Origin of the sequence: Shewanella sp., from assembly GCF_051658185.1 — a bacterium.
Taxonomy (GTDB): Bacteria; Pseudomonadota; Gammaproteobacteria; order Enterobacterales; family Shewanellaceae; genus Shewanella.
The window spans coordinates 19,515-30,041 of the sequence record NZ_JBOFMC010000322.1 but is presented as its reverse complement, the minus strand read 5'-3'; the positions used below and the strand labels follow the sequence as shown (position 1 = coordinate 30,041).

The following is a 10,527-nucleotide window of genomic DNA, read 5'->3' as shown; positions in this document are numbered from 1 at the left end:
GGGGCTAGATTCATTGCACAGAATGCATTGTCTGGCTTGTGGTTTTTTTATGCCGCCATGAGTGAAGATGCTTAAGGGATGAGCTGAGTTATTCACTGAGTAAGCTTCGTAACATCCAGGCATTCTTTTCATGCAGTTGAATGCGCTGAGTCAAAATATCTGCTGTGGCCTCGTCATGGGCTTGGCTGACTAATGGGAAGAGCGCCCGGGCATGACGGATGATGACCTCCTGATCCTGCAATAACTCGCGGATCATTATCTCCGCTTTAGTGATCCCTTGATCTTCTTTAATTTCCGTCAGTGCCGCATAGGCGGAATAGGAGCCTAAGGCTCTTGAACCTAGGGCGCGGACACGTTCGGCGATCAGGTCAACGGCGAGGGCGAGTTCGGTATATTGTTGTTCAAACAGTAAATGTAAACTGGTGAATAGGGGGCCTGTCACGTTCCAATGGAAGCTGTGGGTCTTCAGATAAAGGCTGTAACTGTCGGCCAATAATTGGTTTAAGCCAGCGGCGATATCTTCTCTATGGGTTTGAGTGATGCCGATATTGATCATGATGGGTTCCTTTTATTACCGAGTTTCGTTTGAGCTTAGCAGGGGCGCGCTCAAGATAAAGTGATTAAAACTAATCAGTCTAATCGTATAATGTGATTGTTATATTGTTTATTGCCCTTAAGGCATACTGCACACCTGCCATTTGGGTTTACCTTAGGGCGTCACAGGCGCCTTGGAAGTAACATTCCTAGGGGATAGCTGATATGCTTATGCGATGGTGTGACGACAACCAATGAAAGTTAACCTGTGAATAAATCAGCTTATTTAGACGCCATGGGGATCACCTCTTGGCGAGTCCGTGACAGCAAAAGCTGTGCTTATCAAGTGATTTGGGATGAGGGGGGAGAGTTACCCAATGCTGAGCCCTTGATTGATTCTGTGCTGGGATTGATCGGTGTGACGCGTGATCAGTGTGAGTTTACTTGCGAGCCGCGGCGCGGTAAGCAAATCGTCTGGGATTTACGCCGCCATAAGGTCAGGCCGCGCACCGCGTGGTTAGTGTCCGAACCGCTTGCTAGCTTACTCGGCAGCAGCGCGGCCAAGCGGGCCCTGTGGCAACAGATTTGGCAGTGGCAAGCGCAGCAAACGCACAATCATCAGCAGCCTAAAGCGGTATAAAGATGCAATATCCACAATATATGACCGAGCATGTACAACTCGTTTACCTAGAGCCGAGTGATGTCAGCCACATGTTGAGCATTGAAGAGCGGGCTCATTCACATCCCATGAGTGCGGGGAATCTAGCCGATTGCTTTGGCCGCCTTTATCGGGCGTTTGGATTAAAAAACCAAGAAAACCAGTTAGTTGGTTTTGCGATTATCCAGCAAATTGTCGATGAAGTGACCTTAATTGATATTTGTATTGACCCCGCTATGCAGGGCAAGGGCTATGGGCGGTTACTGCTCAATAACGTGATCGCGTTTGCCAAAGACGCTGAGGCTGTGGTGGTGATGCTTGAAGTGCGGGAATCTAACTTAGCCGCCCGAGCGCTTTATCGGCAGTGCGGGTTTATCGAGTCGGGGCGACGTAAGGGCTACTATCCCTGTAATGGTGCCGCAGAAGATGCGTTGCTGATGGATTTAAGCTTAAGTTGTTAACCTAAGTTTGAGTTAGCGGGGGTATTCATGGCATCGCGCGAAGGGCATGCTGATGGAGTAATGCCGATGCTCCTACAGACTCATTAGTTAATAGCATAAAAAAACAGCGCGTTGCGCTGTTTTTTTATGGCCTGCCATCGGCTTATTTAACTTCTTTTCCTTGGGCTTGTAAGTCCGCATGATAGCTTGAGCGAACTAATGGACCGCAGGCGGCATGGGTAAAGCCTAATTCATCGGCAAGGGTTTTCAGTTCAGCAAACTCCGCAGGTGACACATAACGCTCAACGGGTAAGTGGAACTTTGACGGTTGCAGGTATTGGCCTAGGGTGAGCATTTCGACTTTATGCGCCCGAAGATCCCGCAGCACTTGCGCGATTTCCGCATTGGTTTCACCCAAGCCCATCATTAATCCCGATTTAGTCGGAATGTGGGGATGGCGCTCTTTAAAGCGTTTGAGCAAATCGAGGGACCATTGATAGTTAGCCCCAGGTCGGGCTTTGCGATAATGCATCGGTGCCGTTTCGAGATTGTGGTTAAACACATCTGGTGGCTCGGTCGCTAAGATATCGAGGGCGGCATCGATGCGGCCACGAAAATCTGGTACCAGAATTTCGATCTTAATCTCAGGGTTCAATTTGCGAATTTCGCGAATACAATCAGCAAAATGCTGCGCACCACCGTCGCGTAAATCATCGCGATCCACCGAGGTGATCACCACATATTTGAGCTTCATATCGCGGATGGTTTGGGCTAATTTTACCGGCTCTTCAGCATCGGGTTTGAGTGGCCGACCGTGGGCAACATCGCAAAATGGGCAGCGTCGAGTGCAAATGGCCCCCAAAATCATAAAGGTTGCGGTACCGTGGTTAAAACATTCGGCAAGGTTAGGGCATGAGGCCTCTTCGCAAACGGAATGCAGGCCATTGGCACGCAGTGCTTGTTTGATATCTAAAATCCGTTGATTGGATGCGGGTAATTTGACGCGTAACCAATCGGGCTTGCGCAACATTGTATCGCGCTCGGAGGGCACTATTTTGACAGGGATGCGCGATACCTTGTCGGCATCTCTTAATTTAACCCCGGGTTGTAAGCGTTCGGGCCTATTCATGTCGCTGCTAATCCTTGATGATGAACGAGATGTTGATAGCCTAATAGTTGGCTAAAGGTAATAATCAGTTGCTCGCCGGCTTCGACCACCGTTTGTGGGCCACCCAGCTCTTTGCATTGCACCATTTCAAGGCCGGCATAACCACAGGGATTAATGCGGCGAAATGGGGAGAGATCCATATCGACATTTAAGGCTAGGCCGTGGAATGAACAGCCTTTGCGAATACGCAAGCCCAAGGAGGCGATTTTTCGTTCGGCCACATATACACCCGGCGCATCAGCCTTGGCGTAAGCATTGATATCGTATTTGGCGAGCATCTGGATAATGCTTTGCTCTATATGGGTAACGAGTTGACGCACCCCCACTTTACTGCGTTTGATATCCAGCAGAGGGTAGGCGACCAGTTGCCCTGGACCGTGGTAGGTGACTTGGCCGCCGCGATCGACTTGGATCACTGGAATGTCACCGGGCGCCAAAATATGCTCGCTTTTACCGGCTTGCCCTTGAGTAAATACGGGTGGGTGTTCAACAATCCACAGTTCGTCGGGACTTTCGTGGTGACGGTTATCCGTGTACTGCTGCATGGCATGCCAAACGGACGAATAATCCTGTTTGCCTAGCTGGCGGATATGCAACGTTGTATCTTGCAAGGGCAACCTCTCCCCTTAAAATTGAGTCGCGCTATTATATACGTCTCGCCATAAAATGTAAGCTGGATCACATTTTATGGCGAGAGGTGCAAGCTATAGCACGCGGCGCACACCTTCGATGGTGGCCAGCTCAGTGTATAGCGTTTCAATATGATCTTTGCTCGTCACCGTGACGCGGATGGTCACAGAGTAGTAACTGCCTTTGCTTGAGGCCTTAGTGGTAGGCGAATAGTCACCAGGGGCGTGTTTTTGCACGACTGCGACCACTTTATCGGTTAAGGTTTCATGGGCATCGCCAACGACTTTAAAGGGAAAAGCGCAGGGGAAATCCATGAGTTCATCAAATTTAGTGTTTAACATAAGCGGTACTCTTTCTCTAATTGCATCTATATGGGGGCGATTATACCGGATCCAAGGCGGATGCCCAACTTCGCTGCACCTGAGGTTCCTGTCGCCCGGTCGTGTAGGGCTAAGAAGGCTAAGAGAGTTAAGAGGGCTAAGCTACGTTTGGCACAATCTGATGTGATGTTATTCCAAAGGCCAGCAGTTTAAGAGGCTGGCGTAATGCGCTTGAGCGTTATTTTATCAACGCGTTCGGCTGTGCTGTAGTCTAGTGGCTCAGTGGCTCAGAGGTATGGTGTGGCGGCATGATGCTTACGCTTGGCATGGTGTAAGCGGTGCGGCATAAAAGGATTGAGCTGGAAAGGTGATGCGCGCTGAAGCGGGTGTTGTTAAGAAGCATTGCAGTCAAGGAGCGCTGTAGTTAAGGATCACTGCAGCTGTAGCGAGTGTGGTGCTAAAGCAGCAGGCCACCCGAAGGTGGCCTGCTGTGTGGCGTATCTGGTTTGAGGTGTGTTTAGCCAAACCAGCTTGAAAACATTTGCTTAAAGTAGTCAACCAATTTGCTGAACCAGCTGCCTTCATTGACTTCTTGCAGCGTTACCAGTGGGAATTGCGCGATATCTTTACCATCAAGTTGGAAGAATAAGCGGCCCACCGTTTCACCCTTTTTCAAAGGAGCATCAAGGGGTTTAGTTAGCTCAAAGTTGGCTTTTAAATCCTTAGCGCGACCACGGCTGACGGTGATTGGCGTGTCAGTTGCCACTCCTAAATCCACAGTGCTTTGATCGCCATACCAAATTTTCTGGGTAGTGAAACTGTCGCCAGCTTTATAAGGGGTGACGGTTTCGAAGAAGCGGAAGCCATAGGTCAGCAGTTTTTTACTTTCAGCTTTACGTGCGGACTCACTTTGTGTGCCCATGACGACAGAGATTAACCGCATGCCATCTTTTGTGGCAGAGGCGACAAGGTTATAGCCCGCGCCTGAAGTGTGGCCGGTTTTGATGCCATCGACATTCATACTGTTATCCCACAATAAACCGTTGCGGTTATATTGTTTGATACCGTTGAACGTATAAAATTTTTCACTGTAGATACGATATTCTTCTGGCACGTCACGGATGAGTGCCGCCCCTAAGAGTGCCATATCGTAGGCGGTTGTCTTGTGGTTTTCAGAGTCTAAACCGTGGGAGTTTTCAAAATAGCTATCGCGCATGCCCAGTTGTTTTGACCAAGAGTTCATCATGTCGACAAAGGCGCCTTCGGTTCCGGCAATATGTTCGGCCATGGCGACACACGCATCATTCCCCGATTGGATGATAATGCCGCGGTTTAAATCGGCGACCTTAACGGTTTTACCCACTTCGATGAACATTTTTGAGGAATCAGAGAAGTTTTTTGACCAAGCATTTTTACTGATGGTCACATCGTCTTCTGGAGAAACATTGCCCGCTTTGATTTCTTGACCGATGACATAGCTGGTCATCATTTTGGTCAAGCTGGCGGGATTGAGGCTCTCATAGGCGTTGCTTTCGGCAATCACTTGGCCTGAATAATAATCCATCAAGACGTAGGCCTTTGCGGCAACGGTTGGTGCATCGGGGGTCACAATCGGCTGCGCAGCATAAACAGGGAGAGCGACACTCGTCATTAGCAGCAGTGTTTTAATGGGACTTTTTACAAAATTCATCATTAACTTGGCACGTCTTTTTGGTTGTATTGAATGAAAAGGGCTTAATAGCTCTTGGAGTATATCAGCATTTGACAGTGGATTTCAGTGAAGGTTCATTCATCTGTAGCATTTTTAAGCAAATAACACCCTGCTCGGGGGGTGCTTAAGGGGCTGCATTTGATCCCTGAGCGCGCTCGTCTTTAGTCTTGCACGATATAGCTTTCAGGATAGCCATTTTGTTTTATTTTAAGGTGCAATTTATCGACTAAATCCCCGTTGCCAATTGGACCCAGTTGAAGCCTAAACATATCGTTTGCGGGTTGGATCCGGCTGCTGACTTGATACTTGCGCTCAAGCTCTTTGGCGATTTTATTGAGCCTGCTTTTATCCTTTGAGGCGACTAATTGAATGTAATGATTATTTGAATGCGGGTTATGTGCGAACGCCGAGTTGGCGGATGTACTGCCCACATAAATCACATCGAGTTTTATCGGTGCCGTCCCTTTACCGAGCATGCCGAGTTTATAGGCGGCGGCATAGGAAAGATCTAAAATGCGATCCGAATGAAAGGGGCCGCGATCGTTAATGCGGATGATCACCTGCTTGTTATTTTCAAGGTTGGTGATCTTGGCATAGCTTGGCAAGGGCAAGGTTTTATGTGCCCCAGACATGCCATACATGTCGTATGGCTCGCCATTGGAGGTTTCATAACCATGGAATTTTTCACCATACCATGAGGCTCTGCCAGTCTCGCTAAAGCCTTTACCGCTATCGAGTACGGTATAGGACTCGCCATAGACGGTATAAGGTTTATTCCCCCGGCGGCTATAGGGCTCATATCGGGGCGTGGCATTGGGCACATGATCCACATTCGGTGGATTGAGCGGCATTTTATCGTTTTTAAGGGAATAGCGTCCCTTATTCGGCTCCATGTTCTTTTTATCTGTCTGGGCGCGAGTGCGCTCAGGGCTTGAGGAGCAAGCGGCAAGCCCTAAAGATAGCAATAATACCGCGACCAATGACAACTTATTTGTGAGCATGCTGGGCTTTTAACTGTTGGCTAAATTGATAAACAGCCATGGAATACAATGGGCTGCGATTATAACGAGTGATCACATAAAAATTATTTAGCCCAAGCCAGTAGTCGGTGCTGTCGGCTTGTTTCAGCTCAATTAAGAGCGCCTTTTGCGCAGGATTGACCTTGCGTCCATCTGCGAGAGCTAAGGTTGGCGAGATAATATCAGCAACTTGATAATGGAGTTTTTCACCTGCCCACACCTTGGCCTGCGGCGCTACAGTGGTTTTATTGACTAAGGGTAAGGCCACAGGCGCATTGGCTTGCCAGCCATGTCGATGGAAGTAATTGGCGACACTGCCAATAGCATCCTCTGGGCTGGTTAACAGATCACGCCTGCCGCTGTTATCAAAGTCGACGGCGTAATGGCGATAACTCGATGGAATAAATTGGCCATAGCCCATCGCCCCCGCGTAGGAGCCTTTGAGGGAATGGAGATCTAAATGCTCTTCATTCACCAGTTTCATTAATTCACCCAATTCCTTACGGAAAAAACTGGCGCGCGGTGGGTAATAAAACCCTAAGGTATATAGGGCATCAATTACCGGATAGTTGCCAGTGTACTGGCCATAAAAGGTTTCAATGCCAATAATGGCCACAATGATCTCGGGCTCGACTTGGTATTTAGCCGCCGCGCGGGCAATGGTCTTCTCATGTTTTTTCCAGAAGGCCAGCCCTGCATTGAGGCGCTTTTCGGTGAGGAAAATCGGGTAATATTGATGCCAAGGTTTGGCTTCCCAAGGGCGGGTGATGGCATCAATAACGGCTTGGTTATAGTTGGCTTGACTGAGAAATTGTTCAACTTCAGTATGACTAAACCCTTGCTGCATTTGAGTTTTAATAAAGTCTGCTTTTAGCGTCACCGGGAGTGCCGGCGTCGCTGGTGCGCTTGGGCTGATGATGGGGGCAGCCGCTGGCGGCGGAGGTGTTGGCTGTTGGGTGCTGCATGCCACTAGGCATGTGGTGAAGCACAGTACCCCGAGTGGAGAGCGCAAGGCTCGAAGAATTGCCATTAAAAAATCCCTAAAATTATCTGTCTACAAAGCGTCTATGAGTATGAATGCTCATTAAAATACCAAAGCCTGTCATCAGTGTCAGCATGGAGGTTCCCCCGTAACTGATCAAAGGTAAGGGCACGCCAACCACCGGCAGGATACCCGAAACCATGCCGATATTAACAAAAACATACACGAAGAAAGTTAAGGTGATACTGCCCGCCAGTAATCGGGCAAAACTGGTTTGTGCCCGAGAGGCGATCACTAAGCCGCGGCCGATAATATACACATACATAATGAGTAAAATGATGCTGCCAACTAAGCCAAACTCCTCACCGATGACGGCAAAGATAAAATCGGTATGGCGCTCAGGAATAAATTCCAATTGGGATTGAGTGCCATCGAGCCAGCCTTTGCCCCAGAGTCCGCCGGAGCCAATGGCGATCTTCGATTGAATAATATGATAGCCCGCCCCGAGGGGATCTTTTTCCGGATCGAGCAAGGTTAACACCCGAGTTCTTTGATAATCATGCATTAAGAAGTACCAAAGGATAGGTAAAAACGCCAATACCGCGGCAATAAATCCACCGACAATAAACCAGCTCATGCCCGATAAAAACAGCACAAATATCCCTGAGGCGGCAACAAGAATGGAGGTGCCCAGATCGGGCTGCTTAGCGATAAGTAGGGTTGGCACCAGCAAAATGACGGCGGCACCTGCTAAATAGCGCTTTTTAGGCGGGAGTGGAAACTTACTGATGTACCATGCCATGGTGATCGGAAAGGCGAGTTTGATGAGTTCCGATGGCTGAAACTCCATAAAGCCTAAGTTAAGCCAACGCTGCGCGCCCTTATTAATTTCCCCAAAAAAATGCACCGCGAGTAATAAAATCACTCCTGCAACATAGATAAATAACGCCCAGCGTTTGAGGACTTCAGGGTTAATCTGTGCCATGAAGAACATGATGCCAAGGGACAATATCATCCGAAAAAGTTGCCGCTCCATCATTTCTAGATCGCCACCACTGGCGGAGTAAATGATAAATAAGCCAAAGCCCATTAGCGTCAAAAGGCCCAAGAGAAGAGGCAGATCGATATGCAAGCGCTGCCAGATAGTTTGCGGTTGGGTACTCATGGCGTGGTTTTCCAAGTGTCTCTTAGCATGTATTCATCGAGCATGGCGCGTGCCACTGGCCCTGCGTTTGCGCCGCCCCAGCCCGCATTTTCCATCACGACGGCGAGCACGATTTTCGGCTCCTCATAGGGGGCATAGGCCACAATCAGGGCGTTATCACGGAAATGTTCGGCAATTTTATCGGCATCGTATTTGGTATTTTCTGCTACACCAATGACTTGCGCAGTCCCAGTTTTCATTGCCGCGGTATAGCTGGCATCGGTAAAGCGCGATTTGTGGGCGGTTTGACGCATCGCCTCGTTGATGATGTCCCAGTTGCGTGGATTTTTAAGCTCAATCGGCGGCAGCTCATCGCGGGGCGAGTCGATTTGGGCGGTATTATCTTTGATCGATTTGAGCAGGTGAGGGGTAAAGCGCCGTCCTTTGTTGGCTAGCATTGCAGTAGAACTGGCCAATTGTAAAGGCGTTGCGGTCCAATAGCCCTGGCCGATGCCCACTGAAATGGTATCGCCGATATACCAAGCTTGGTTGTGTTTTAAGCGCTTCCATTCTTTTGAGGGCATGTTCCCTGCCGATTCTTCAAAAATGTCGACACCGGTATTCTGGCCAAAACCAAATTGCTCCATAAAGCTGGCAATGCGATCGACCCCAACTTTATAAGCCAGCTCATAGAAATAGGTATCGCAGGATTCAACAATTGCGCTGTAAACGTTGACAAAACCGTGTCCCCAGCGTTTCCAGTCGCGATATTTGCGCTCGACCCCGGGGATTTGCCAAAAACCGGGATCCCAGATCCGGGTGTGTTCGGTCACCGCTCTTTCATCTAGGCCGAGCAGGGCCATGATGGGTTTCACCGTTGACGCTGGCGCATATTGGCCTTGGGTGGCGCGGTTGATCAATGGCCGCGATTTATCATTGAGTAAGGCACTGTAATCTTTACTGTTGATCCCTTGTACAAACTGGTTGGGATCGTAACTGGGGCTCGATACCAGCGCTAAAATGCCACCATCCCTTGGGTCAATCGCGACGATAGAGCCGCGGTGCCCCTGAAGTAATTCGACAGCTTTTTTTTGCAATTGCAGATCCAGGGTCAGATAAATATCTTGCCCAGGTTCCGGGGGGACTATTTTGAGGGTGCGAATGGCTCGGCCGCGGTTATTGACTTCTTCTTCGATGTGGCCGGGTATACCATGCAGTAATGTTTCATAGTATTTTTCAATACCTTGCTTGCCTATATCCTTGGTGGCCGCATAGTTTTTCCACTGATCATTGCGTTCTAATTGGGCGCGATCGCGGGTGTTAATCTTGCCAACATAGCCGAGCACATGGGTCAGCTCGCTGCTGTAGGGGTAATTACGTTTTAAGCCCGCCTCAACCGAAATGCCGGGGAATCGATGCTGGTTGACCGTAAAAATCGCGACCTGCTCTTCGGTGAGTTGATTTTTAAGGGTTAACGGTTTAAAGCGGCGGTGAAACTTGAGAGCCTCGGTGAAGCTTTCGCGCTCATCGTCACTGATCTCTATCAGTTTACCCAGTTCATCTAAGCTCTCGGCAATATTTTTGACTTTTTCAGGAATGATATCCAGAGAATAAAAGGGCTGGTTTTCCGCGAGGAGGATGCCGTTTCTGTCGTAAATCAGGCCGCGGCTGGGCGCGATAGGCACCACGCGAATACGGTTATCATTCGAGCGGGTTTCGTAGTCTTTATAGGATTCAATTTGCAGGTGATAGAGATTGGTCACCAATAGACTGAGGAGCGCCACTACACAAGTAAAAGTGAACAGTGCACGGCGTTTAAACAGTGACGCCTCGGCGGCGTGATCATGCATGGTTATCCGCTTTTTGGGTGGCACTTAAGCTATCTCCGACAGTTCCCGTGACGGGGTGGTGGCACTCGTTG

General features: G+C 49.1%; 11 protein-coding genes. 2 read left to right on the top strand and 9 right to left on the bottom strand.

Going from position 1 to position 10,527, the window contains the following annotated elements; translation table 11 throughout:
- Positions 1-88: 88 nt before the first annotated feature.
- A complete protein-coding gene (gene dpsA / locus ACRCZA_RS12420) occupies positions 89-556 on the bottom strand; it encodes a DNA starvation/stationary phase protection protein DpsA (protein WP_438674738.1) in 468 nt (155 codons plus the stop codon).
- Positions 557-802: 246 nt separating this feature from the next.
- Here dpsA and ACRCZA_RS12415 point away from each other — a divergent pair, with 246 nt between their 5' ends.
- Both ACRCZA_RS12415 and rimI read left to right on the top strand, forming a co-directional pair.
- Entirely contained in the window at positions 803-1,174 is a 372-nt protein-coding gene (locus ACRCZA_RS12415) for a hypothetical protein (protein WP_438674737.1), read from the top strand.
- 2 nt (positions 1,175-1,176) lie between these two features.
- Complete coding sequence (rimI, locus tag ACRCZA_RS12410) at positions 1,177-1,653, top strand: ribosomal protein S18-alanine N-acetyltransferase (protein ID WP_438674736.1); 477 nt, start codon at positions 1,177-1,179, stop codon at positions 1,651-1,653.
- Between the two features lie 142 nt (positions 1,654-1,795).
- On the opposite strand, the gene lipA is transcribed toward rimI, so the two are convergent.
- The 8 genes from lipA to mrdA form a co-directional block, all read right to left on the bottom strand.
- Positions 1,796-2,761, bottom strand: a complete 966-nt coding sequence (lipA, locus tag ACRCZA_RS12405) for a lipoyl synthase (protein ID WP_438674735.1) — start codon at positions 2,759-2,761, stop codon at positions 1,796-1,798.
- Positions 2,758-3,411, bottom strand: a complete 654-nt coding sequence (gene lipB, locus ACRCZA_RS12400; RefSeq protein WP_438674734.1) for a lipoyl(octanoyl) transferase LipB — start codon at positions 3,409-3,411, stop codon at positions 2,758-2,760. Before lipB ends, lipA begins: the two co-directional genes overlap by 4 nt.
- Positions 3,412-3,504: 93 nt before the next feature.
- The gene (gene ybeD, locus ACRCZA_RS12395) at positions 3,505-3,771 is read right to left on the bottom strand and encodes a DUF493 family protein YbeD (RefSeq protein ID WP_438674733.1); all 267 of its coding nucleotides are present in this window, start codon (positions 3,769-3,771) and stop codon (positions 3,505-3,507) included.
- Positions 3,772-4,267: 496 nt separating this feature from the next.
- The gene (locus tag ACRCZA_RS12390; RefSeq protein WP_438674732.1) at positions 4,268-5,443 is read right to left on the bottom strand and encodes a serine hydrolase; all 1,176 of its coding nucleotides are present in this window, start codon (positions 5,441-5,443) and stop codon (positions 4,268-4,270) included.
- Between the two features lie 179 nt (positions 5,444-5,622).
- Positions 5,623-6,462 (bottom strand): septal ring lytic transglycosylase RlpA family protein, encoded by an 840-nt coding sequence (locus tag ACRCZA_RS12385; protein ID WP_438674731.1) that lies wholly within the window; start codon positions 6,460-6,462, stop codon positions 5,623-5,625.
- Positions 6,449-7,510 carry a lytic murein transglycosylase B gene (mltB, locus tag ACRCZA_RS12380; protein ID WP_438674730.1) on the bottom strand — a complete coding sequence of 354 codons (1,062 nt, stop codon included), beginning with the start codon at positions 7,508-7,510 and terminating at the stop codon, positions 6,449-6,451. Before mltB ends, ACRCZA_RS12385 begins: the two co-directional genes overlap by 14 nt.
- 16 nt (positions 7,511-7,526) lie before the next feature.
- Positions 7,527-8,627, bottom strand: a complete 1,101-nt coding sequence (rodA, locus tag ACRCZA_RS12375; protein WP_438674729.1) for a rod shape-determining protein RodA — start codon at positions 8,625-8,627, stop codon at positions 7,527-7,529.
- Positions 8,624-10,480, bottom strand: coding sequence for a penicillin-binding protein 2 (gene mrdA / locus ACRCZA_RS12370; RefSeq protein WP_438674728.1), 1,857 nt, complete (start codon positions 10,478-10,480; stop codon positions 8,624-8,626). Before mrdA ends, rodA begins: the two co-directional genes overlap by 4 nt.
- Between the last annotated feature and the right edge of the window lie 47 nt (positions 10,481-10,527).

Excerpts from the sequence above, each read along its gene's own strand:
- dpsA (WP_438674738.1), bottom strand. The coding sequence starts at position 556 with ATGATCAATATCGGCATCACTCAAACCCATAGAGAAGATATCGCCGCT.
- rimI (WP_438674736.1), top strand. The coding sequence starts at position 1,177 with ATGCAATATCCACAATATATGACCGAGCATGTACAACTCGTTTACCTA.
- lipA (WP_438674735.1), bottom strand. The coding sequence starts at position 2,761 with ATGAATAGGCCCGAACGCTTACAACCCGGGGTTAAATTAAGAGATGCC.
- ybeD (WP_438674733.1), bottom strand. The coding sequence starts at position 3,771 with ATGTTAAACACTAAATTTGATGAACTCATGGATTTCCCCTGCGCTTTT.
- ACRCZA_RS12390 (WP_438674732.1), bottom strand. The coding sequence starts at position 5,443 with ATGATGAATTTTGTAAAAAGTCCCATTAAAACACTGCTGCTAATGACG.
- ACRCZA_RS12385 (WP_438674731.1), bottom strand. The coding sequence starts at position 6,462 with ATGCTCACAAATAAGTTGTCATTGGTCGCGGTATTATTGCTATCTTTA.
- mltB (WP_438674730.1), bottom strand. The coding sequence starts at position 7,510 with ATGGCAATTCTTCGAGCCTTGCGCTCTCCACTCGGGGTACTGTGCTTC.
- rodA (WP_438674729.1), bottom strand. The coding sequence starts at position 8,627 with ATGAGTACCCAACCGCAAACTATCTGGCAGCGCTTGCATATCGATCTG.